Annotated in this window: 24 protein-coding genes; 9 read left to right on the forward strand and 15 right to left on the reverse strand. The window is 38.8% G+C overall.

Features of this window, described 5'->3' with window-relative positions; translation table 11 throughout:
* Nucleotides 1-116: 116 nt before the first annotated feature.
* Genes ACS604_RS13245 through pilG form a run of 4 tightly spaced genes read right to left on the reverse strand, consistent with a single transcriptional unit; the run spans nt 117 to nt 3607 of the window.
* Entirely contained in the window at nt 117-2198 is a 2082-nt protein-coding gene (locus ACS604_RS13245) for a methyl-accepting chemotaxis protein (protein WP_004789270.1), read from the reverse strand.
* A gap of 43 nt (nt 2199-2241) precedes the next feature.
* A complete protein-coding gene (locus tag ACS604_RS13250; RefSeq protein WP_005309806.1) occupies nt 2242-2778 on the reverse strand; it encodes a chemotaxis protein CheW in 537 nt (178 codons plus the stop codon).
* A 59-nt stretch (nt 2779-2837) separates the two neighbouring features.
* Nucleotides 2838-3200, reverse strand: a complete 363-nt coding sequence (locus tag ACS604_RS13255; RefSeq protein ID WP_004789266.1) for a response regulator — start codon at nt 3198-3200, stop codon at nt 2838-2840.
* A 23-nt stretch (nt 3201-3223) separates the two neighbouring features.
* On the reverse strand, nt 3224-3607 hold the full coding sequence (gene pilG / locus ACS604_RS13260) for a twitching motility response regulator PilG (RefSeq protein ID WP_000389061.1): 384 nt from the start codon (nt 3605-3607) through the stop codon (nt 3224-3226).
* A gap of 285 nt (nt 3608-3892) precedes the next feature.
* On the opposite strand from pilG, the gene ACS604_RS13265 reads away from it, so the two are divergent.
* The 4 genes from ACS604_RS13265 (at nt 3893) to ACS604_RS13280 (ending at nt 10595) form a co-directional block, all read left to right on the forward strand.
* Nucleotides 3893-4528 (forward strand): hypothetical protein, encoded by a 636-nt coding sequence (locus ACS604_RS13265; protein WP_174740889.1) that lies wholly within the window; start codon nt 3893-3895, stop codon nt 4526-4528.
* Nucleotides 4529-4596: 68 nt separating this feature from the next.
* A complete protein-coding gene (locus ACS604_RS13270) occupies nt 4597-5706 on the forward strand; it encodes an efflux RND transporter periplasmic adaptor subunit (RefSeq protein ID WP_474771994.1) in 1110 nt (369 codons plus the stop codon).
* A 15-nt stretch (nt 5707-5721) separates the two neighbouring features.
* The gene (locus tag ACS604_RS13275) at nt 5722-8820 is read left to right on the forward strand and encodes an efflux RND transporter permease subunit (RefSeq protein ID WP_474771940.1); all 3099 of its coding nucleotides are present in this window, start codon (nt 5722-5724) and stop codon (nt 8818-8820) included.
* 59 nt (nt 8821-8879) lie between these two features.
* Entirely contained in the window at nt 8880-10595 is a 1716-nt protein-coding gene (locus ACS604_RS13280) for a proline--tRNA ligase (RefSeq protein ID WP_474771941.1), read from the forward strand.
* Nucleotides 10596-10649: 54 nt separating this feature from the next.
* Here the strand turns inward: ACS604_RS13280 and ACS604_RS13285 are convergent, their stop codons facing one another.
* The 4 genes from ACS604_RS13285 to ACS604_RS13300 form a co-directional block, all read right to left on the reverse strand.
* The gene (locus tag ACS604_RS13285; protein ID WP_132071626.1) at nt 10650-10991 is read right to left on the reverse strand and encodes a YegP family protein; all 342 of its coding nucleotides are present in this window, start codon (nt 10989-10991) and stop codon (nt 10650-10652) included.
* A 211-nt stretch (nt 10992-11202) separates the two neighbouring features.
* Nucleotides 11203-11547 (reverse strand): zinc ribbon domain-containing protein YjdM, encoded by a 345-nt coding sequence (locus ACS604_RS13290; protein WP_016137144.1) that lies wholly within the window; start codon nt 11545-11547, stop codon nt 11203-11205.
* A 91-nt stretch (nt 11548-11638) separates the two neighbouring features.
* A complete protein-coding gene (locus ACS604_RS13295) occupies nt 11639-11995 on the reverse strand; it encodes a DUF488 domain-containing protein (protein WP_353155972.1) in 357 nt (118 codons plus the stop codon).
* A gap of 107 nt (nt 11996-12102) precedes the next feature.
* On the reverse strand, nt 12103-12555 hold the full coding sequence (locus ACS604_RS13300) for an SRPBCC family protein (protein WP_312823448.1): 453 nt from the start codon (nt 12553-12555) through the stop codon (nt 12103-12105).
* A gap of 214 nt (nt 12556-12769) precedes the next feature.
* Between ACS604_RS13300 and ygfZ the strand changes: the two genes are divergently transcribed.
* The 3 genes from ygfZ to ACS604_RS13315 all read left to right on the forward strand — a co-directional run bounded on the left by ygfZ (nt 12770) and on the right by ACS604_RS13315 (nt 15358).
* Nucleotides 12770-13492: a CAF17-like 4Fe-4S cluster assembly/insertion protein YgfZ gene (gene ygfZ / locus ACS604_RS13305; RefSeq protein WP_312823450.1), complete on the forward strand. Its 723-nt coding sequence runs from the start codon at nt 12770-12772 to the stop codon at nt 13490-13492.
* Between the two features lie 146 nt (nt 13493-13638).
* Nucleotides 13639-14349, forward strand: a complete 711-nt coding sequence (locus ACS604_RS13310) for a DsbC family protein (protein WP_005309781.1) — start codon at nt 13639-13641, stop codon at nt 14347-14349.
* 184 nt (nt 14350-14533) lie between these two features.
* The gene (locus ACS604_RS13315) at nt 14534-15358 is read left to right on the forward strand and encodes a tetratricopeptide repeat protein (protein ID WP_312823455.1); all 825 of its coding nucleotides are present in this window, start codon (nt 14534-14536) and stop codon (nt 15356-15358) included.
* A 31-nt stretch (nt 15359-15389) separates the two neighbouring features.
* Here the strand turns inward: ACS604_RS13315 and ACS604_RS13320 are convergent, their stop codons facing one another.
* The 4 genes from ACS604_RS13320 to ACS604_RS13335 all read right to left on the reverse strand — a co-directional run bounded on the left by ACS604_RS13320 (nt 15390) and on the right by ACS604_RS13335 (nt 20363).
* Complete coding sequence (locus ACS604_RS13320) at nt 15390-16313, reverse strand: AEC family transporter (RefSeq protein WP_312823457.1); 924 nt, start codon at nt 16311-16313, stop codon at nt 15390-15392.
* 55 nt (nt 16314-16368) lie between these two features.
* Entirely contained in the window at nt 16369-17478 is a 1110-nt protein-coding gene (locus ACS604_RS13325; RefSeq protein ID WP_474771942.1) for an NADH:flavin oxidoreductase/NADH oxidase, read from the reverse strand.
* Nucleotides 17479-17487: 9 nt separating this feature from the next.
* Nucleotides 17488-19662 (reverse strand): TonB-dependent receptor family protein, encoded by a 2175-nt coding sequence (locus ACS604_RS13330; RefSeq protein ID WP_474771943.1) that lies wholly within the window; start codon nt 19660-19662, stop codon nt 17488-17490.
* A 134-nt stretch (nt 19663-19796) separates the two neighbouring features.
* Nucleotides 19797-20363, reverse strand: a complete 567-nt coding sequence (locus tag ACS604_RS13335; protein ID WP_474771944.1) for a DNA-3-methyladenine glycosylase — start codon at nt 20361-20363, stop codon at nt 19797-19799.
* A gap of 75 nt (nt 20364-20438) precedes the next feature.
* On the opposite strand from ACS604_RS13335, the gene mutM reads away from it, so the two are divergent.
* Together mutM and ACS604_RS13345 are read left to right on the forward strand one after the other, a co-directional pair.
* The gene (gene mutM / locus ACS604_RS13340; protein ID WP_032056688.1) at nt 20439-21263 is read left to right on the forward strand and encodes a bifunctional DNA-formamidopyrimidine glycosylase/DNA-(apurinic or apyrimidinic site) lyase; all 825 of its coding nucleotides are present in this window, start codon (nt 20439-20441) and stop codon (nt 21261-21263) included.
* 19 nt (nt 21264-21282) lie between these two features.
* Nucleotides 21283-21573, forward strand: coding sequence for a peptidylprolyl isomerase (locus ACS604_RS13345; RefSeq protein WP_005309756.1), 291 nt, complete (start codon nt 21283-21285; stop codon nt 21571-21573).
* Nucleotides 21574-21583: 10 nt separating this feature from the next.
* Here ACS604_RS13345 and ACS604_RS13350 read toward each other — a convergent pair whose 3' ends face one another.
* The 3 genes from ACS604_RS13350 to typA form a co-directional block, all read right to left on the reverse strand.
* Entirely contained in the window at nt 21584-21937 is a 354-nt protein-coding gene (locus ACS604_RS13350) for a gamma-glutamylcyclotransferase (RefSeq protein ID WP_312823466.1), read from the reverse strand.
* A gap of 138 nt (nt 21938-22075) precedes the next feature.
* Nucleotides 22076-22507: a large conductance mechanosensitive channel protein MscL gene (gene mscL, locus ACS604_RS13355; protein ID WP_004789231.1), complete on the reverse strand. Its 432-nt coding sequence runs from the start codon at nt 22505-22507 to the stop codon at nt 22076-22078.
* Between the two features lie 258 nt (nt 22508-22765).
* Nucleotides 22766-24595, reverse strand: a complete 1830-nt coding sequence (typA, locus tag ACS604_RS13360; RefSeq protein WP_004789229.1) for a translational GTPase TypA — start codon at nt 24593-24595, stop codon at nt 22766-22768.
* Nucleotides 24596-24681: the final 86 nt, after the last annotated feature.

The following is a 24681-nucleotide window of genomic DNA, read 5'->3' on the forward strand; positions in this document are numbered from 1 at the left end:
GGAGAAAAACGACAGAGTCAACACTAGATAAATAGCTGTGTCCCCAATATTTACCTAGCGTTGTTAATACTTTTAAAAGGATAGCTATTATAGAAACAGCTATCCTCGTCCCCAATTTAATCAGGTAATTTAAAGTCCGTTACCGATTCACGTAATGACTCTGCCATATTTGCTAATTCAGAAACCGAACGTGCTGTATCGAATGTTGCAGTTGTCGTTTGCGAAGTAATTTCTTGTACGACGGTCATGGTTGTCGCAATATGACTCGCAGATGCAGACTGAAGTTTTGCTGCATCAGAAATGCTGGCCATTAAGTTTGCCAAGTCACCAGATACTTTTTGAATCTCGTCCAAGGCAATACCCGCATCTTTTGCCAAGTTCGCTCCGCGTACAACCTCAGTTGTTGTTTGTTCCATTGAAATAACAGCTTCGTTAGTATCGGTCTGAATTGTTTTAACCAGAGTTTCGATCTGTTTAGTTGCCGATGCTGAACGTTCAGCAAGACGCTGTACTTCATCTGCAACCACGGCAAAACCACGTCCTGCCTCACCTGCCATAGATGCTTGAATTGCTGCATTTAATGCAAGAATGTTTGTTTGGTCCGCAATGTCGTTAATTAACGATACGATGTTACCAATTTCTTGTGAAGACTCACCCAAACGTTTAATACGTTTAGAGGTTTCTTGAATCTGTTCACGAATCGTGTCCATACCTTCAATTGAACGGTTTACCACTTGTGCGCCATTAGAAGCAATTTGTACCGAACGTTCTGCTACCTCGGTAGACTCCGATGCATTTGAAGATACTTGGTCAATTGATTGCGCCATTTCATTCATTGCAGTTGATGCGCCAGCAATCTCTTGTGCCTGATGCTCTGATGCTTCTGCCAACTGGTTAGTAATATTCTGTGTATCATGCGTATAGCGGGCAACTTCCTGAGAAGTTTCATGAATTCGGGATACAAGATCACGTAATTGGTCAATCGCAAAGTTAATCGAGTCGGCAATCGCTCCCGTAAAGTCTTCAGATACCGTTGCATATGAACGCAAGTCACCGTCTGCCAAGTCAGCGATTTCATCTAGTAAACGTAAAATCGCGTTTTGGTTACGGTCATATTCTTCTTGCAAGGTAGCTACACGTTGTTTATCTGCTTTACTACGAAGTGATAAAAGCTTTAAGACTGAACTAATTAAACCAAGAAGTGATAATGTGAGAAGAGCAACTAAAGCAAAGGCCTTCCAACCATATTGTGTTTTCTCAGAAAGATCACCTAATACAGATAACATTTCATCAGATTCCGACAAAATCTCGCCTGATGACTGACGTACGTTTACAATCTGATCTGTATGTTTAAGAACTGATGCCGCTGCAGATTTTAAAACTTTATCATATTCAGATTTAATACCTTCCAAAGACTCACGTACTTCCGGAGACTCAACTCTAGCAACACCCAATTCAGCATTTCCGTTTAACTGTGCATTTAAATACACACCAAACGTCTCAATATCCACACCAAAGTCATGTGCTGAGGTCTGAGAGTTTTCAGTACCAACCAAAACAGTGTTAATAGAGCGTAAAATACGTTCTGCAATAAATACTTGGTTCTTAGCAATAATCACCTGACTACTTGGGGCTTTTTCGCGAACCATCTTATCAACCATCAAGTTATATTCAGCCTGAATCTCTGGAATAGAATCACTAATCGAGATATTCATGTTATATAACTGATTAATTACGTCTTGATGTGACGAGATCAAGTTAATGTCATACGACAAAGCTTTCCACAGAACTGCAACCTTTTTGTATTCTTTTGAAGATGTACCATGAATATTTTCAACATCTTTGATATTTTCTGCAAAAAGTTTATTTGATTCCGCTAACTCTTTCATAGCTTTAGGTGAACCAGAAGCCGTTGCCTCAGTAGCCTGTCTAGAAATTGTTTGTGACAATAAACGCAACTCACCTAAACTACGTGTTAATTCGTTATGTCGAGGTACGCTATAAAATAAATAAACGAGCGAAGTTAAAGCAAATACCAAACATAACAACGCTACATAAAGGATAGGCTTGGACTTTTCACTTTCCCCAAATAAACTGGCGTATTGCTCAATTCCTGACTGGATTTTTGCAATAAAATTGAGACCCGATTTTTCGGACGCAACACGATTGCCGCCTTTCTTTTTAAGCTTAAAGCCCATAGCTTCTCCCCAGAAAATACTCTGTTTTTCACAGCGTAAAAAATTAGTTTATAAATTTTGTCGATGCATTCATGTAATGTGGGTTTTGCAATAAACGACTAAATAAAAAGACATGCCAATGCTGGTTATGTTGATGAAAATAACCTTGGCAATAATCTTTTAGGTTTTCCTCTAAGTCTAAGCTTTGAGAAAAAAAACTTTTTTTATTAAAGTGCTGAATCCCCAAGACCTGATCCACAACCAACCCCACATACTGGTCGTGATGGCTAATACATAACACTTTTTGGGCAGACGAAAATGTACTTCGTTGCCCTGAAATAAAATGAGCCAAATCAGAAACTGAAAGCAACCTTCCCCGAATGTTCGCTAAACCTTTTACCCAACTTTGAGCATTTGGAACTGGCGTATATTTCGGTGGATAGATAACTTCTGACACTTCCCCAAGTGGTGCGACGAAGTATTGCCCTCTCATTTCAAAAGCAATCCCTGACCATCGCTGTGCTTCATTTTGAACTGAAGCGTAATTCTTATTACCCCGTTTAGACAAACGAAGTAACTCGATAAATCCATTCGCTGCCATACTCGATCCTATAAAACGGGCACACAATCCCGTTATTTATGTTTTTATGGATGGATGAGTTAATTTAGAAATTGTTTAATTACATCAATCAATTGCTTTTCTTCGATAGGTTTAATCAAATAATCGATTGCACCTTGACGCTTACCCCATACTCGGTCAGTTGCCTGATCTTTAGTACTCACAATAACAACAGGAATATGCTTAGTGTCTTCATCGCGGGTAATCTGGCGTGTTGCCTGAAAACCATTTACACCAGGCATAACAACATCCATTAACACTAGGTCAGGCTGTTCAGCTTTTGCTAAAGTTACACCATCTGCGCCATTAGATGCTTCAAGTACGTCATAGCCGTGCTTGGTTAGAATTTCTCTAAAACGATAAGTTTCTGTTGGTGAATCATCAACAATAAGAATACGTGCCATTTCTTTGCCCTTAAATTACTTAATTATGAACTTACATGATTACGAATCGCGTTTAACAATTCGTCTTTGCTAAAAGGTTTCGTCAAGTATTCATCTGAACCTACCACACGCCCTTTTGCCTGATCAAATAAACCATCTTTACTAGAGAGCATGATAACGGGAATGTTCTGATAATTTTGAGAGTTTTTAATCAAAGCGCAAGTTTGATAACCGTCTAAACGAGGCATCATGATATCGACAAAAACAATATCTGGATTTGCTTCTGCAATTTTGGACAAAGCTTCAAATCCATCCACCGCAGTAATCACTTCACAGCCTTCTCGCTGTAATAAAGTTTCGGCTGTTCGGCGAATGGTTTTTGAGTCATCAATTACCATTACTTTCAGATTTTGGAATGCATCTTCCATTTAATCTTCCATCCCCATAAATATAAAATATAAATGCAATTTAACTTAAATTTGTTTTTACGCATTTATACGCATTTTTAACATATCTCACAGTCTATTTTCAATGAGGCATTTTTGTCTACTTTCTCATTTATAAACAATAACTTTTAACCTCATCACACTTTAATTAAAATTATCATTTTTTTTATAATGACTATATTTTTATTCAGCTAAATAATAACTAATATATTAAAGATTAATTATTTAAAAATAAGCAAATTAGCTTTCTTTTCTTGGGGATATTCAATGAATAATCGGATGAAATATGCCTTTTATAGGAACTGCTTGTCTGTATCTATAGGCATTATTTCCTTCGGTTCACTCTGTTTTTCAACAACCTTGGCTCTAGCGGATAATTCTAAAGTGGTCTGGTATCGTTATTATGATCAACACGGTACGGCCAATATCAGTACATCTGTCACTCCTGCTCACATTCGTTATGGTTATGAAGTTCTAGATCAAAATATGCAGGTGATTAAAAGAAACCACTCTTATAGTGCCGAGGCTGATTTAAATCAATCAGGACAACGAGCATTATCGGCACGGCATAGAGAACTAGATATCAAATTAAAAAATGCTTATAGCAATAGTAAGACAGCCATGCTTAAAAGAGATCAAGCATTACTTGCTATAAAGAAGCAAATTAACTATCAAGAGGAACAACTCGACCAGTTACAACAAGACAAAATTTTATTTAAGCGTCAAGAAATGGAATATTTCAGAAAGAGAGAAGTCATTCCTCAGCGACATAAGACTTTGATTGAAAACAATCTAAATAATATTTACAGAGTCAAACAGACACTTGAAACACTTTCCAAGAATTATAAACGTACCAATAGCGAGTATGAAAACATTATCGAACGTTTAAAAAAGCTTGAATAACTGTAAAGGTTTATCAAGAATAGGGGCAAAATAAAATTTGAATTATAGGATGATGCTGTATGCACAAGATGCATCTCACCCCTTCCACTATTTTTAAACTGAGTATTATTAGTTTATGTTTGATTTTAGCTGCATGTAATCAGCAAGAAACCAATAAAACAACGGCATCAGCCCCAGCAAAAATTGAACTCATTCCTCAAGACCTGATTGCAGTTAAAGAAGGAGCACTTGACTCTCAAACTGCATTTACAGGAACCATCCGTGCGGTTCAGCAAAGTTCAATTCAGGCTCAAGTGAGTGCCACGGCGGCGACTGTAACTACAAATGTTGGTCAACAGGTGCAAAAAGGCCAAGTTTTAGTAAGATTGAATAATCAGGACAATGTTGCACGATTAGCACAAGCGCGCGCTAACCTCGCATCAGCTCAGTCGCAAGCTGAACTTGCACGCAATTTAATGAACCGAAAGCAACGACTTTTTAATCAGGGGTTTATTGCTCGTGTCGAGTTTGAACAGAGTCAGGTTGACTATAAAGGGCAACTTGAAAGTGTAAAGGCTCAACAAGCGAATGTTGATATTGCTCGTAAGGCTGATCAAGACGGTATTATTACCAGCCCAATTTCAGGCGTCATTACTAAACGACAAGTCGAACCTGGTCAGACTGTATCAGTTGGTCAAACATTATTTGAAATCGTAAATCCAGACCAACTTGAAATACAAGCCAAGTTACCAATTGAACAGCAGTCTGCTCTTAAAGTCGGTAGCAGCATTCAATATCAGATTCAGGGAAATTCAAAACAGTTGAATGCGACTCTTACACGTATTTCACCTGTTGCAGATCAAGATAGCCGACAAATCGAATTTTTTGCCGCTCCTAAAGAAAAAATTGATTCGTTAAGCATTGGCGCTTTCATTAATGGAAATATTCTCCGCAATGACACTCAGCAAGGCCAAACGATTCCTTTAGACAGCATTCAAAATATGCAACATGATCCTTTTGTATGGGTGGTACGTAATCACACCATTCAAAAAGTTAAAATTCGTGTGATTGAACAGCGCTATAACGACAATATTGCTTTAGTTGATGGCCTACAACGCACAGATCTAGTGAGCCGTATTCAATTTGAAGATTCCGACATTAATAAAAAAGTGACGGTTACAACCGAAAAAAATAAATAAGGTAGCAAATAGCATATGTGGTTTACTCGAATCAGTGTGAAATACCCCGTTTTTACTATTATGATGATGCTCAGCTTAATGGTACTCGGGTTAGCTTCTTGGAAACGTATGACGGTGGAAGAGTTTCCGAACGTCGATTTCCCATTCGTAGTAGTGACTACGCAATATGCTGGTGCTTCACCTGAAGCTGTCGAATCAGATATTACAAAAAAACTCGAAGATCAGATCAATACAATTTCAGGGATTAAACAAATCACTTCACGCTCAAGTGAAGGCTTTTCAATGATTGTGGCTGAGTTTAATCTCGACACTTCATCGGCCCTTGCAGCACAAGATGTTCGTGACAAAATTGCTCCGGTCACAGCCCAATTTCGTGATGAAATTGATACACCGATTGTACAACGTTACGATCCCTCTTCTAGCCCGATCATGTCAGTTGTATTTGAATCAAATAGCATGAGTCTGGCTCAACTAAGTTCATATGTAGATAAACGTATTGTGCCGCAGCTTAAAACCGTGTCTGGTGTCGGTAATGTGAATTTATTGGGGGATGCCAAACGGCAAATACGAATAAAAATTCTTCCTGAGCAATTGCAAAGTTACGGAATTGGGATTGATCAGGTCATTAATACGCTAAAAAATGAAAATATTGAAGTTCCCGCAGGAACCTTACAACAAAAGAATTCTGAACTGGTTGTACAGATTCAATCAAAGGTTATTCATCCACTTGCTTTTGGTGATTTGGTGATTGCCAATAAAAATGGTTCACCAATTTTTCTAAAGCAAGTTGCAACGATTGAAGATACTCAAGCCGAACTACAATCAAGCGCATTTTATAATGGAAGAACAGCGGTCTCTGTCGATATTTTAAAGAGTTCCGATGCCAATGTAATTCAGGTTGTTGATAAGACCTACCAAACTTTAGAGAAATTAAAAATACAAATGCCTGCGGGTTTAAACTACAAAGTTGTGGCCGATAGTTCTAAAGGAATTCGTGCTTCAATTAAAGATGTGACCCGTACCATTATTGAAGGTGCTGCCTTAGCAGTTTTAATTGTTCTATTATTTTTAGGCTCTTTCCGCTCTACCGTTATTACAGGCTTAACCTTACCGATTACTTTGCTAGGAACCTTAACGTTCATTTGGGCTTTTGGTTTCAGCATTAATATGATGACGTTATTAGCCCTATCGCTCAGTATTGGCCTCTTAATTGATGATGCGATTGTGGTTCGGGAAAACATTGTAAGACATACTGAACTTGGCAAAGATCATGTGACTGCTGCCCTAGAAGGCACAAAAGAAATTGGTTTAGCTGTACTCGCAACCACGCTTACCATTGTAGCCGTATTTTTACCTGTCGCCTTCATGGGTGGGTTGATTGGACGTTTCTTTTATCAGTTTGGCGTAACGGTGAGTACAGCCGTTTTAATTTCAATGTTTATTAGTTTTACGCTCGATCCAATGCTCTCTGCTCACTGGAAAGATCCGGTTAAGAAAAAAGATAATTGGCTACAACGCTTTTTTAACCATATTTCTAATGTGTTAGATCGACTTACTCATGTTTATGAAAAGCTCTTAAAGCTGGCTTTACGTTTCCGTTTCATCACAGTCATTATTGCAATTGTTTCATTATTTGCTGCACTAGGACTGTCTAAACTAATTGGAACTGAGTTTGTACCTACCCCAGATAAAGGTGAAGTTCGTATTCAGTTTGAAACTCCTGTAGATGCTTCTTTGGAATATACCCAAGCGAAATTACATCAAGTCGATCAAATTATTAGACAGTTCCCCGATGTGGTTTCTACTTATGGCGTGGTCAACAGTGAAGTAGACTCTGGTAAAAACCATGCAGGTTTAGGCGTGACCTTAAAGCCAAAACAAGAACGTAGCTCAGATTTGAATACACTCAACAATGAGTTCCGTGATCGTTTGCAAAGTGTAGCGGGTATTCGAGTGACTTCTGTTGCAGCAGCGCAAGATTCTGTCTCTGGCGGACAAAAGCCAATCATGATCTCTATTAAAGGAACTGACCTAAATGAGCTACAGAAAATTTCAGATCGTTTTATTGCTGAAATGGAAAAAATTAAAGGTGTAGTTGATTTAGAAAGCTCATTGAAAGAACCAAAGCCGACTCTAGGTGTCCATATTAATCGTGTACTGGCAAGTGACTTAGGCTTATCTGTTTCTCAGATTGCCAACGCTATTCGCCCATTAATTGCGGGTGATAATGTCACAACTTGGGAAGATCGCGATGGCGAAAATTATGATGTGAATGTACGTTTAAATGAAAATAAACGTATGCTTCCACAAGATGTGCAGAATCTATATCTCAATTCCAATAAGACCAATGCGACTGGGCAAAATATATTAGTTCCACTTAGCGCAGTTGCAACAACCGAAGAAAAACTCGGTGCTTCACAAATTAACCGACGTGATCTTGAGCGTGAAGTACTGATTGAAGCAAATACTTCAGGACGACCTAGTGGCGACATTGGCCAAGACATAGATAAAATGCAAAAGGCATTTAAACTACCTGCTGGATATACATTTGATACTCAAGGGGCAAATGCCGACATGGCTGAATCTGCTGGATATGCATTAACAGCCATTACCCTTTCAATTGTGTTTATCTATATTGTTTTAGGTTCTCAGTTTAATAGCTTTATTCATCCTGCTGCAATTATGACCTCTTTACCATTGTCACTCATTGGTGTTTTTCTTGCCCTATTCTTGTTCAAAAGTACCCTAAACCTATTTTCGATTATCGGTATTATCATGTTGATGGGGCTCGTTACCAAAAATGCGATTTTGCTTATCGACTTTATTAAGAAAGCAATGGATCAGGGGACGAGCCGCTATGATGCTATTTTACAAGCGGGGAAAACCCGTTTACGTCCAATTTTAATGACGACAAGTGCCATGGTGATGGGGATGGTTCCTCTAGCTTTGGGTCTTGGCGAAGGCGGTGAGCAAAGCGCACCAATGGCTCACGCTGTGATTGGGGGAGTAATTACCTCTACCCTATTGACTCTTGTGGTTGTACCCGTCATTTTCACTTATCTAGATGACTTGAAAAACTTTATGCTGCGTCAAACTCGACGATTCATGTCATAATGCAGCGATTATCGTATAATCTGCGTTTTATATAACGCTTAACTTTTAGGACTTTTTCCATGCGCGCAAGCCGCTTTTTATTTGCAACGTTGAGAGAAACCCCAAATGATGCTGAAGTGATTTCACACCAGCTCATGTTACGTGCGGGGATGATTCGTAAATTGGCATCTGGTTTATATACATGGCTGCCGATGGGAACACGTGTGCTTAAAAAAGTAGATGCGATTGTTCGTGAAGAAATGAACCGTTCAGGCGCTATGGAAGTATTCATGCCCGTGACTCAACCCGCGAGTCTTTGGGAAGAATCGGGTCGATATGAACAATATGGTCCTGAATTATTACGTTTTAAAGATCGTCATATGAACCCATTTGTACTTGGGCCAACGCATGAAGAAGTTATTACAGACATGGCGCGTAACGAACTCAAAAGTTATAAGCAGCTTCCTGTAAATTTCTATCAAATTCAAACCAAATTCCGTGATGAAATTCGTCCACGTTTTGGTGTAATGCGTTCACGTGAGTTCATCATGAAAGATGCTTATTCTTTCCATGCAACTCAAGAGTCATTACAAGAAACTTATGACGTGATGTACGACACTTATAGCCGTATTTTCACTCGCTTAGGCTTAGACTTCCGTCCAGTACAAGCCGACACAGGTTCTATTGGTGGTTCAGCTTCACACGAATTCCATGTATTGGCTGCTAGTGGTGAAGATGACATCGCATTTTCAACCGAATCTGATTATGCAGCAAACGTTGAAATGGCTGAGGCTGTTTTAGTGGGTGAACGTGTAGCTCCGACACAAGAATTCAAATTGGTTGAAACACCAAACCAGAAAACGATTGATGATGTATGTCAGTTCTTAAATGCTGACCCTAAGCAATCTGTTAAAGCTTTATTGGTTCAAGGTGTTGCTGACGAAAAAGGTAATGTTCCTGTCGTTGCTCTATTTGTACGTGGTGACCACGAACTGAATGAGATTAAAGCTGAGAAGCATCCTTTAGTTGCAGCTCCTCTTACATTCGCAACTGAAGAACAACTTCAAGCATTTGGTTTAACTGCTGGCTTTACAGGTCCACAAGGTTTAGTCGAAAAAGGCTTAACTGTAATTGTTGACCGTGCTGCATCTGTGCTTTCTGACTTCGTTGCTGGTGCAAATGAAACTGATAAACATGCTGTTGGCGTAAACTGGGAACGTGATGCGCAAATTAGCGAAGTTTTTGACTTACGTAATGTAGTTGAAGGCGACCCATCTCCAGATGGCAAAGGTACACTACAAATTAAACGCGGTATTGAAGTAGGTCATATTTTCCAACTTGGTACTAAATACTCTGAAGCTTTAGGCTGTAAAGTTCTAGGTGAAGATGGCAAACCATTTACAGTAACCATGGGATGCTACGGTATTGGTGTAACACGTGTTGTTGCAGCAGCAATTGAACAAAACTACGATGACAAAGGAATTATGTGGCCACAAGCCATTGCACCTTTTGAAGTTGCCATTGTTCCAATGAATGCACACAAATCACCACGTACTCTTGAAGCAGCAGAAGCACTTTATGCAGAACTTCAAGCTCAAGGTTTTGATGTATTACTTGATGATCGTAACGAACGTCCGGGCGTTAAGTTCTCTGATCTTGAGTTGATGGGTATTCCACACCGTATTGTGATTGGTGAAAAAGGTCTTGATGCGGGTACTTTTGAATATAAAGGCCGCCGCGATGCTGAAGCGAGCAATTTAACGAAAGAAGAACTTTTAGCTAAGTTAGCGCGTTAATAAATACCTAAATAAAAAAGCAGCTTTTAGAAGCTGCTTTTTTTAACTCAATTTTTATACCTGAACCGTTAAATCTTTAATAGTTGTCGATGAACCATTGGTTTTAACAGATTCAATTCCTTTATCTCGTGAAGCTTCGCTCGCATAGAATTGACTTGTGCCAATAATTTGATGATTTGCAGCTTTTAAATTGAAATAAGGTTTCCCATTCTTTGCAGTTAAACGCTCATATCGTGCGTCATCACCACTATTTTTCTGAATTGATTCAATACCATTTACCGCAGAAGCTTTAGCCTTATATAGCTCACTATTTAGAATAGGTTCACCATTTCCTGCCTTTAAAATAAAGCGGTATTGTCCATCACTCGCTAGTGAAATTTCGTACCATCCTGCCATAAAAACCTCATTTTTTTGTTGGTGTGGGTATGACTTTCGTTATTATTCTGGACGAAAGTTATTTGTTATTTATGACAATATAAATGGACAATTATTCCTTGAATAGCCTATTTTTTATACTTTTTCGTAATAAAATTATAATGATGATAGAAATTTAAAAAGTAGAGATATAAGTGCATATCTCTACTGAAATGTAATTAAAATTAACAATTTAAGCTTTTTTTACAAATTCAGATTTTAACTTCATCTGACCAATACCATCAATTTTGCAATCGATATTGTGGCCATCACTTGCATCTGGAACTAAACGAATCGTTTTTACTTTCGTGCCTACTTTTACAACTGAAGATGAACCTTTAATTTTTAAGTCTTTAATGACAGTTACACTATCACCATCTGCCAAGACATTACCATTCGCATCTTTAATAATTTCTTGTTCTTCAGTAAGCGATGCATCCCCTTCTTTCCACTCATTTGAGCATTCAGGACAAATCAATAAGTCGCCATCTTGGTAAGTATATTCTGATTGGCATTTTGGGCAGTTTGGCAAAGACATGAAAAAAATCTCAAAAAGTATATTATGCGAGATATGACTCATTTTTTAAAGTTTTAAATAAAAGACTTTTACCAAAAAAAAATTTATACATTCATTTTGAGTTTTTACTTAATAAATATTCTTTCAAAATAATTGCATGGTTATTTTCAATATCTTTTGCTGAATATAAAAGCGTAACTGTATGCTCTACTGCGATGTGTTGTAACTCTTCAACTGCGGAGTTGGTTTCAAGCTCTTTTAAATAACGCTGCTTGAACTCTTCCCAATGATCTGGCGTTGCTGCATGGAACCACTTGCGAAGTTCAGTTGAAGGCGCCACTTCTTTTAGCCATAAATCTAAATGAGCATTTTCCTTACTAATTCCTCTACTCCATAGGCGGTCAACCAAAATTCGCTTCCCATCACTAGGCTCAGCATTTTCATAAATTCTTTTAATGTGTATATCCATCATCTTTCTCCGTGCAAGGTTTATATTTTAGATAGGTCTTATAAAAGAAAAGTGAGCAGATTTAGCTCCACTCACCTTTTAAAGATTTCATTAAAATTTTAGAGAGTTTACTGATCAGGGATATCCGCTTCGATTAATAAAGTCAGTAAAGATAAAGATTCTTGCCATCCCAAATAACAAGCTTCCTCAGGAATAACTTCTGGTATACCTTCTTGCGTAATATGTACTTCCGTACCTACCAATACGCTTTTTAACGTAATGGTAACTTGCATGGTGCCGGGCAAATTTGGGTCATCGAATTGATCGTTATATCGAATTAATTCATTTGGAACTAATTCAACATATGTTCCACCAAAAGCGTGTGTTGAACCTGTCGAAAAATTGGTAAAACTCATTTTGTATGAGCCCCCAACATTTGCATCAAAGCTATGGACCTTTGCAGTAAAGCCGTGCGGTGGTAACCACTTTACTAAAGCATCTGGATCTAAAAATGCACGGTACACTCGCTCGGCTGGAGCCTTAAATACGCGATGAAATTTTACTGTTCCTGTTGCCATCATATTCTCCTTATTTTAACTTCTTTTAGATTATCGAAATTATGCTTATTAGGTTAAACCTTCCGCTTTATCCGAACGTATATTTTTGGTTTTTTTTTAAACTAAAAATCGATATGCAGCACAAAATCAAATTACGAAAACTAGGGCTGATTTTTTAGTAAAAATGGAGCAAAATAGTCAGCAATCATAAAGAAACATATTGAATTTGAGATTAATCATGAGTCTGCTCGCTTTCTCCTCATATGCTTTAAACGGTGTAGATGCACAAAAGTTTTTACAAGGCCAAGTTACTGTAGATACTGAACGTTTAGCTGAAAATCAAACTCGCTATACAGCCATTTGTGATCTTAAAGGTCGTATTCACTTTGGCTTGTGGCTAAAGAAGATTAATCCTGAAAGTTTTGAAATTGTAGTTGCTCAAGATCAAGCTGAAGAGTTTGCCAAACATGTTAAAAAATTTGGTGCTTTTTCGAAAATGACCTTGAGTGAACAAGGCCCTGCTTTTCCAACGATTTCAGGTCATCAAACTGAATTTTCAGCACTAGAAACTGATATTTCTGAATGGCAAAAACAAGCTATTATGACTGGTCAAGCGTGGATTACTCAGACTACTGAACATGTATTCCAACCACAGGAATTACGTTTACATCAACGTGAAGGCGTTAATTACGATAAAGGTTGTTACCTAGGTCAGGAAATTGTGGCGCGTCTTTGGTTTAAAGCAAAACCAAAACACTGGTTACATCTGGTCCAAGGTACAGGCGAGGCGCCTGCTTCAGCAACTCAATTAAATAACGATGTCGAAGTCGTTAATAGTATTGCAAATGATGCTGGCTATCTGGCTTTAGTTGTTGCTAAACCTGCTGCTCTACAAGAGTTAGGGCTTCAAGTTCTTGATTTACCCGAAGCTTTAAGTGGCGATGTTGCAAGACCACAATAATAACTTTTATTAGTTCAAACAGCCCACTGCTAAGTTAGTGGGCTTTTTTATAGATACAAAACACTAATGATTTCATTAGATTAGAATATCAAATTTTTAAGTTTTATATGCAATCATTAGCCCTGTTGAAATTAAAGAGAAAAAAGATGAAAACTAAACTTGCTACACTCATGTTGAGTCTGGCTATTTTCGGTTCTGCTCATGCTGACGTTAAAGCACTTGAACAAAATCTTAAAACGAATTATCCAGATTTGCCTGTAAAAGGTGTTTATCAGTCGCCAGTTCAAGGCATTTATGAAGTGTATACAAGCGGCCGCATTGTTTATACAAACCAAGATGCCAAGTACTTTTTTGTTGGTAACTTAGTCGACATCAAACAACAAAAAAATATGACTGAAGAACGTATTGCCGAACTGGGTAAAATTGACGTTAAAAGTTTGCCATTAAATCAGGCCATTAAATATGTAAAAGGTAAAGGTGAACGTACGATCTATGTCTTTAGTGACCCAGATTGCCCATATTGCCAGCGCCTAGAACAAAATATGGTTGGGGTTGATAACGTAACGGTATATGTGTTCCTTTATCCTCTCACTAGTTTGCATCCAAATGCTGAAAAAGTTTCAAATCAAATCTGGTGTTCAAAAAATCCGGCAGAGGCTTGGACAAACTATATGCTTAATCGCAAATTACCGACTAATAGCAAAAGTTGCTCAAGCCCAATTCAGAAAAATATCGCTTTAGGTCAAAAATTAAATATTGATGGAACACCTACCCTGTTCTTGCAAGATGGCCAAAGACTCTCTGGTGTTCCAAGTGACGCCAAGCAAATTGAAGCATTACTTCAATCAGCAAAATAATAATATTACCCACTCCGTTATATGAATGTGAGTGGGTCTTTTTTCTCCACAATTTGCCCAAAGTGCAGCGCTTTATATACAAATCGGCTGTTTACTTTCAGCAATCAATATTTATGATGAGAAATTGAAACTATTTAATGCATCAATGGAATGATGTAGCTACGAAGTAAAAGGTTAAAAAGAAATGAAGAAATTACTAATTGCAAGCCTAATCACCCTTTCAAGTGCATCAATTTATGCAGCTGATAACACAGCAACTGCTGCTAAAACAGATGTTTTCAAACAAGCTGAACAACTCTACGCAGCAAAAAATTACTCTGCTGCATTTCAAGAAATGCAACGCCTTGCCCAAACAGGTAATGCCCAAGCCATCTATAACTTAGGCTATATGACTCAAATGGGCCAAGGTACAGCAAAAGACTCTTCTAAAGCCCTTAAATATTATGAAGATGCTTCAAATAAAGGCTACGCCCAAGCAAGTTACACGCTTGCACAAACTTATGAGACTGGCGAATTAGGCGTTGCCAAAGATAGCAACAAATTCAGTCAATATATTCAAAAGGCATCGGCTCAAGGTTCTGATGATGCAACTGTGAAAATTGCGACGATTTTATTTGCACAGAAAAAACCGCAGTCACATCAAATTGCCCTACAAAAATTGGCACCTTTAATTCGAAAAGGCAACTATCCAGCGATTCAGGTCAAAGCACTCTATGACATTAGCCAAGGCGTTGAAAATAAAAATCCGTTAATGAAACGTCAAGGTATCGAGGCTTTACAGTCAATTGCACAAAAAGGCTATGCCCCTGCTTCTATGGCTTTAGCAACCATGATGGCGAATGGCAATATCATTCCGCAAAATCTACCACAAGCAAAAAAGATTTTTACTGAACTTGCCAATCAAAATGTTCCGAACGCTAGAGAGTCTTTAGCTTCAGTTGATAAAATCATTGCAGAAAAGAGCAAACAGGCTGCCAATGCTCCAACACAGCCAGCACCGAAAAAATAATGAATGATGAGCCCCTCTTATGGGGCTTTTTTTACCACCACAAAGCAATCAGCCCGCTAACACCAATAAAACCAACAATCGTACTAATCATAAGCGGTGTTAATGCTTTTTCATTTAGACCGTAGGCTTGTCCAAAAATTCCAAAAGCAATCGGCATTGGTAGAGCAGCAATTAATGTTCCGGCATAAAGCATTTCACGACTTACATTGGGAGTGATCAAAAAGAGTGAAAAAATCACGGATGGCATGAGGATAACTTTCAATATCGCCAAAAAAACACTTTCTGTATTTACTGTTGTGATTCCGATACCGACTAGACTTCCACCAATGGCAAACAAAGCTAAGGGCGAAGCTGTACGCCCAAGTAACTCTAAAGACTGATCAAGCGTTGTAGGAAGATTAACATCGAAAAGAATGCATCCCATCCCAACCAAAATAGCGATAATTACAGGATTCTTGAGTAAATTTAAAAAAGTCTGTTTTAAAAGCGGTAAAAGATTTTGTTGTTGATGTAAACCAGCTTCGGCCAAAATCAGCATGAGCGCCACAATCAATAAATTTTCAATAATAAGTGTTAAAGAAATATAGATCGCTGCGTGATTACCTATCAACATGGTTAAAATAGCTGTTCCCATAAATCCAGTATTAGACATAGATGCGCCCATCGAGATGACGGCGCTGTGGGTTAAGCTATTTTTAAAATATTTTCGATAGAGAACAAAAGCCAAGAAAAATAAAATTAAGGACCCTCCGCCATAAGCAATAAAATAAGCGGGGTGCCAAATATCTTGTAAATTTTTATTCGCCAATGAGTGAATTAAAAATGCGGGTAAGGAGATTTTAATTACGAATGCGCTAAGAGCCCTGATCTGTTCAGGTGTTACCAATTTGATGAGGACACAAATATAGCCCATCAATAGCAATATCAAGATAGGTAAAATAACCTGAAAAACCACTGACCATCCTCACTTAGCGAAAGAAAATGGGCAAAGATGACTTTGCCCAATACAATTAAAAAGAGTTAAAAAGCTGCTTTAATCCATGAGGTTGGCAACGTAAATATTGAGGCGCAATTTTAACTTCTGCCCCTAAAGCCGCTGCTGCATGCCAAGGCCATCTTGGGTCATACAACATTGCACGAGCAAGACCAATAGCATCAGCTTGCTGGTTTTCCAAAATTTGTTCGGCATGTTCTGGCTCAGTAATTAACCCTACAGCAATGACTGGAATAGACACATGCTTTTTGACTTGTTCAGCAAATGGAACTTGGTAACCTGCCCCAATCGTAATAGATTGATGCTCGTGCAAACCACCACTAGACACATGCACATAGGCTGCGCCCAATTGCTCTAAAGCTTTTGATAAACCCACTGTAGATTCAACATCCCAGTGCTCGATACTCTCTAACCAATCGGTTGCAGACAGTCTAACACCAACAGGATAACCTTCTGGTACAGCGAGTTTAATTGCCTGAAGGACCTCAAGGGTCATACGCATACGGTTTTCTAAAGAACCACCATATTCATCAGTACGCTGATTGGCAATTGGCGATAAGAATTGATGTAGTAAATAACCATGTGCAGCATGAACTTCAATCAACTCAAACCCAGCTTCTACAGCACGTTTTGCAGCTACTGCAAAGTCTTGTTGAACTTGTTTAATCTCAGCAATGGTCAAAGCATGGGGCGCTGCATCATGAACAGAAAAAGTACTTTCACTTGGTGCAACCGTTTGCCAACCATGAGGCTGACCTTTTGCAATCTGACCTTTACCTAACCATGGCTTTTCAGTAGATGCTTTACGCCCTGCATGTGCTAACTGAATTCCAAATGGCATTGGTGAAAGTGTATGAACCTTAGCTAACAACGCTTTGATTTGGTCACGTTGCTGATCATTCCAGAGCCCAAGGTCAGCATAGCTAATCCGACCTTCAGGTTGTACGGCAGTCGCCTCTACAATGCAAAGTCCTGCACCAGATAATGCATAATTTGCCCATTGCTGTTCATGCCAATAGGTAATTTCACCATCATCTGTTGCCGAATATTGGCACATCGGAGCAATTACAATTCTATTGACCAGTTGTAGTGAACCAAAGTTAACCGTTTCAAATAATTTTGCCATTTTTAATTCCTAGAATTGCTTAATTACACGTAAACCTGCACTCCAGTTACGTCCATCCGCTGGTTCAAAGTAGCGTTTAGCAGGTATCATCTGACCGTTTACTCTAATTTGTGTGCTGTCATTTACGATGACTGAACCTGCATAGTTTTTATCAAAAAGATTATCTACACGAGCAAAACTAATTATTTTCCAATCATTCACCACCCATGCATAACCAACATTAGCTGAGGTTACACTGTAGCTTGGAGCTACGTCACTGTTGGTATCATTCACGTATACTTTATCCATATACTGTACATCTACCCCGCCATATAGACCGTGCGATGGTTGCCAAGCTAAAGAGGCATAAGCTTGGTTTTTAGCAATTCCAGGAATGGCATTGCCTGAAGGAATTGCTGAAGCGAGAACTTTGTCGTCTCGATCAAGCTTTTCAGGAACGTTTGCATCAAAAGTCGCGTCTAAATATGTATAGCTAGCAGTCGCTGTTAAGTCTCGCCACAACTTTTTATTCCATGCGAGCTCTACACCTTCACGTAAGGTTTTATCTGCATTACGGAATGTTGATCGGCCATTTGAGTTCCCTGCCGAAACGATGTCATCTTTGGTTTTAGTCTGGAACACAGCTAAAGTAAAATCACCTAAACGGCTTTGTGATTTTAAGCCTATTTCATAGGTATCACTTGTAGATGGTTTTAAATCAAAGTTAAAACCTGACTTTGAGTTATCAGCCTGATAAGCCATTTCAGTAAATGTCGGTGTTTCAAATCCTTTGGCATAACTCACATAGCCCATCAGTTCAGGTAAAATTTGCCAGCTTAAAGCAGCAGAAGGTAAAACTTTATCGTAATCAGTCTTACCACTATCGTCGCCATTACTTAAATAGTTATCTTTAGATTTGTAATGGACATTGCTATAGCGTACACCCGTATCTAAACGCCACGTTGGTAAGAACTGCCATGACGCTTGTAAATATGGGTCGATATTCCACAAAGTATTGTCTTCATCACGGCGTAACTTACCTTTTACACCATAAATACCATCTGAATTAAAATTTTCAAAACCTTTACGATCTTCATCCATTGCATCAAGTGCAACACCGACACTTAAAGTAGTATTTGGAAGTAACTCTTTGCCCGTCCAGCGGAAATCAGCACCATAATAATCACGCTCAAAATCAATGACTCCCCCAGCCTGATTATCATTAGACTCTTGTGTTGATTTAGGAATAGATTGATATTGAGTGACTTGGCGATTACCTAAGTATGCCATGGCATAGAGTTCATTTTTATCATTAATCGGTTTAGACCACGTCACACCCGTTTGAGTTTGCTCAATGTCTTTGCGAACTTTATAAGTATTATCCGCATCGTTAACTTGTTTAGGATTAGTTTTCCACTGTGCATATGATAAACCCTGTGGGTCGTCTGCATGGATTTTCACATAATTGGTTATCCAGTTGATTTTGCTACCATCATCAAGGTCCCAACTGAGCTTTGCATTATTTAATACTTTTTCTGCACCGCTATGTTCTCGGTAACCATCCGTATCGAAATATGATGAACTAATAACATAACTTGGTTCATTCGCGCCCTTTGCCCCGCCTTGTAGCACGAGTCCTGCTCTGCTTTTATCGTGGCTGCCTCCCGAATAGCTCAACTCAATTGAGTCCTTCCCTTGCCCTTCTTTAGTCGTTGTTAAAATTGTCCCGCCAGATGAGTTTCCATATAGCGATGAAAAAGGTCCCGTTAGAACTTCAACATGATCCAAACTACTTAAATCGATATTAGACGTTTGACCCTGTCCATCTGGCATCGTAGCAGGAATACCGTCCACATACAGGCGAATGCCTCGAACACCAAAAGTTGAACGTGCACCAAAACCACGCATAGATAACTGTAAATCTTGTGCATAATTTTCACGATTGCGAAGCTGTAAACTCGGTATACCCTTTACAACTTCGGTTAAATTTACTTGTGAAGAAGTATCGACTTGAGGTGCATCTATTCGAAAAACCGAAGCCGGCGTCTGCAAATAGGTGGTATCAGTACGCGTTGCTTCCACATGTAACGTTGGCAATACAGTCATGTCTTGGGTTAAGTCTTCTGCCCAAACAAGTGGGCTAGAAATGCAGCCCATACTCATCAAAATACAGTAATGAAGTCGGTCTAAGCGTAATAAGGACATGCTTATTTCCTTTATTTATATTGTAGTTATCATAACAAAAAGCGGTGTCTTGTCTGGATATAGAATTCGGTCTGTATTGTTGTAAACCTAGAACACTCTTCATCGATATCTAAAAATTGATTTCCAGATTAGAATTATCGACTCAAAGATGGATGGTCTTTCCAGCAATATCGTTCAGGCCAATCTTTTGCTTCTTCGGCATAATCAATTCCAATCCGTGGCGTCAATACCACTTCTGGCTGTATTGAAGCTGCTTCAATCCACAGTCCCGTTTCTTCACCTAAAGTCTGGCCTTTTAAAGATCGATCAATACCTAAATAACGTGTCAATTTGCCGGGTCCAGCTAGAAGCTTATATTCTTTTTTTGTTGAAGCACCACTTAAAAATGCAGAACGAATCATTACCCCTTCAGGAATACCTTCTGTCTGAGTAATCAGATTGAGCATTTCATACATGCCATAAATTAAGTAGACATAAATCGTACCGCCAGAGCGATACATTACCTCTGTTCGTGCTGTGCGCTTGTCATTGTAGCTGTGGCAAGCTTTATCACGAACACCCAAATAAGCTTCTGTTTCACTAATTGTGCAACGGATGACTTGACCATCAGGTTGTCGCTTACATAATACGCAGCCAATTAAGTCATAAGCTACTTCTGAGGTTTCACGTTGAAACCAGCTTAATGGTAAAATATCTGACATAGTAATCTCTGAAATATTACATACCACACGTTATACTTGATTAATCCAGTATATCTGTTAATTCTGCGAGTTGGCATGCCTGAGTTACCCGAAGTCGAAACAACCAAAACCAGTTTATTTCCTCTATTGAATCAAAAAGTTCTAAGTGTTGAAGTACGTAATCCGAGCTTACGTTGGCCTATCCCCGATGATGTTCAAAAACTCGTTGGGCAACGCCTCATTGGGTTAAATCGACGTTCAAAATATATTTTGGCAGAGTTTGAACAAGATCAAATGCTCTGGCATTTAGGCATGTCAGGAAGTTTTCGTCTGACCGAGCCAAATGATGAACTAAGAAAGCATGATCATCTGATTATTCAATTTGAAGATCAGCAATTACGCTACCATGACCCACGTCGTTTCGGTTGCATCCTTTGGCTTAACCCTGAAACTCAAGGCAAACTCATAGATACTTTGGGACCTGAACCTCTAAGTACTGACTTTCATGCAGAATATTTAGCTTCTAAGCTCAAGAATAAATCTGTCGGCATAAAAATTGCACTTATGGATAATCATGTAGTGGTTGGTGTAGGCAATATCTATGCAACTGAAAGCTTATTTAATGTTGGCATTCACCCAGCACAACCTGCTGGTGATTTAAGCATGCAACAGATTGAGAAATTGGTTGTCGAAATTAAACGAATTCTAAAGTCAGCAATTGATTTAGGTGGTTCGACTTTACGCGACTACAGCAATGCCATGGGTGAAAATGGTTATTTCCAGCAAACATTACTTGCTTATGGTCGTGCTGGAGAAATGTGCGTTAACTGTGAAACCACATTAGAAAACTTAAAACTTGGTCAGCGTGCCAGCGTATTTTGCCCACAGTGCCAACCACTTAAAAAGTTGAGAAAGCCTTAATTTTTTGGAGAAAGACAACATGCAAACAGCAATTGTCCGACATATTTTAGTCAAAGATAAAGACTTAGCTGAGCAGCTAAAAAAGAAGTTACAAAATGGTGCCGACTTCGCAAAAATTGCCAAGCAATACTCTACCTGTAATTCGGCAAAACGCGGTGGAGAACTAGGCGAAGTCAAAAAAGGACAACTTGTGCCAGTGATCGACAAAGTTGTTTTTACAGCTGCTGAACGTGTGTTACAAGGCCCAATCAAAAGCCAATTTGGCTATCATCTTTTAGAAGTTAAATTCCGAATGGGCAGCTTGCGTTAATTCGATTAATTTAAGTATTTTCTTCAGAAGTTTGAGCCTGTGCATTCAGTTGATATGTCCAGGCTTTAACGCATTCACCCGATTCTAATTTCACATCCGCGATAACACGCTGGTATTGAAAACCCTCAAAGTCATCAAGCATTTGCCAGTTTTCAGCAAGTTTTTCCGTACTAAACAAATAACCCTCTACCCAATCCGCTTGCGAATCTAACTCAAGCGCTTTTAAGCCTTTATCTGGTCCCCAATCTAAAATATGAATCACACCGCGTACACTAGCTTTTTCCCAGCTTCCACCAATCTGCTCTAAAATATGAGCATTTGCTTTATTTGGGCATAAGGTTCCATACACAAAAAGCTGATTCATTTATTTATATCCTTTTTACAATCTAGGTAGTTGAGCCTATCGGTAGCCTGTCTATTTTATCAATATCTTTAGTCCAGTATAAAATACTAAGTAATAAAAAACGGCACTCTCGGTACCGTTTCTTAATTCAGAATATTGTTAAGCTTGCTTTTTCAACTCATCGCGAATTTCACGCAATAACTGAATATCTTCAGGAGTTGCAGCTGGAGCTTCTGGCTCATTCTTATCACGGCGAAGTCTATTTAATAATTTCACCATTAAGAAAACGACCCAAGCCAAAATTAGGAAGTTAATTAAAATGGTGAGGAAATTACCATAAGTTAAAACATTGATACCTGCTTTTTGCAAAGCATCTAAAGATTGCAGATTGGTCGGGTTGGCTCCTAGCACAATAAATTTCTGCGAAAAATCAACACCACCACCAGTAATCACACTGATAATTGGCATGATAATATCTTTTACTAAAGAGTCCACGATTTTGCCAAAAGCACCACCAATAATCACACCAATGGCTAAATCCATCATATTGCCTTTAATGGCAAATTCTTTAAATTCTTGAATAATACTCATCTAAACATCTCCAGATGTCGGGGGCCGAAACACGTCATATTTTTCTTTTTCAATGGCATCTTATCGATTTAGATAGTACTCGCCATGATATTGATAATTTAATATTTTTATCAAAAAAAAGAAAACTATCTCACACTTTAACAACATATTCGCTTACAAGAAAAATATGATTTTAAGCTTAGTTTAATTCTAAATAGAACGATTAAAAAAACCGCTGATCTAAATCAGCGGTTTTTATCATCCGAAGATAAGAATAACTTATTTGTTACGCTTACGTTCGTTTTCAGTCAACCAGCGCTTACGGATACGGATTGACTTAGGTGTTACTTCAACTAATTCATCATCTTCAATGAACTCAAGCGCTTGTTCAAGCGTATATTCAATTGCAGGTACTAAAGTTAAAGCATCATCTGTACCAGAAGCACGTACGTTAGTTAACTGTTTAGCTTTAGTTGGGTTCACCACCATATCGTCTGAACGTGAGTTAATCCCTACGATCATACCTTCGTAAACTTCTAACTGTGGTTTAGCGAATAGACGACCACGGTCTTGCAAGCTGAACAATGCATAGCCAAGGCAAGTACCTTGAACCATAGAAATCAACACACCGTTTTGACGCTTCGCAACAGTACCTTGTTTCATCGGACCGTAGTGAGAGAAGCTTGAAGTCATGATTCCTGTACCAGAAGTCATAGTCAAGAACTCTGAACGGAAACCAATTAAGCCACGTGAAGGTACAGTTGCTTCAATACGGATACGGCCTTTACCGTCAACTTCCATATTTGTCATTTCACCTTTACGGTTACCCATTTGTTCCATTACAGAACCTTGGTGCTGTTCTTCAACGTCAAATGTAACGTTTTCGTAAGGTTCTTGTTTTTCACCGTCAACTTCTTTCAAGATTACTTGTGGACGAGATACGCCCATTTCGAAACCTTCGCGACGCATGTTTTCAATTAAAACTGAAAGGTGAAGTTCACCACGACCAGATACTTTAAAACGGTCTGGACTGTCAGTGTCTTCTACACGTAATGCTACGTTGTGAATTAATTCGCGGTCTAAACGCTCACGGATGTTACGTGAAGTAACGAATTTACCTTCTTTTCCTGCAAACGGCGAGTTGTTTACTTGGAAAGTCATTGTTACTGTAGGTTCATCTACAGATAATGGTGGTAAAGCTTCAACATTTTTCGGATCACAAATCGTGTCAGAAATATGAAGTTCATCAATACCTGTAATACATACGATATCGCCTGCTTGAGCAGAATCAACATCAACACGCTCTAGACCGTGGTAACCCATAATTTTTAAGATACGGCCGTTACGTGTCTTACCATCTTTATCAATGACAGTTACAGGTGTATTTAAACCAATTGAACCACGTTGAATACGACCAACACCGATAACACCTACGAAGCTGTTATAGTCAAGTGAAGAGATCTGCATTTGGAATGGACCATCAGCATCAACTGCTGGTGGTTCAACAATGTCAACGATTGTTTGGAATAATGGCGTCATGTCGTCAGCCAATTCTTCTGGAGAAGGACCAGCAACACCACGTAAGCCAGATGCATAAACAACTGGGAAGTCTAGCTGTTCGTCAGAACCGCCAAGGTTGTCGAACAAGTCAAATACTTGGTCAATCACCCAGTCTGGACGCGCGCTTGGCTTGTCAACTTTGTTGATAATTACGATTGGTTTTAAACCACGAGCAAACGCTTTTTGAGTTACAAAGCGAGTTTGTGGCATTGGACCTTCTTGAGAGTCAACCAATAACAATACACAGTCAACCATCGACATTACACGTTCAACTTCACCACCGAAGTCGGCGTGTCCCGGGGTGTCGACGATATTAATACGGTATTCTGTATTCGTACGAGCATCGGTCCATTTAATTGCAGTGTTCTTTGCAAGAATGGTAATACCACGTTCACTTTCAATAGCGCCCGAATCCATGACACGCTCAATCTCACCAGCGCGATCACCAAGAGCACCTGATTGTTGAAGTAATTTATCGACAAGTGTGGTTTTCCCGTGGTCGACGTGGGCAATAATTGCAATATTGCGGAGATTTTTGATATCTGACATAGAATTCGATAAGCCTGAAACTTGAGGGCAAATTATACAGAAAAATTATAGATTTTAGTAGTGACAGTTTATTGACATTGACAAAA

The sequence above is a fragment of the Acinetobacter sp. Li1LvA2 genome (assembly GCF_056156705.1).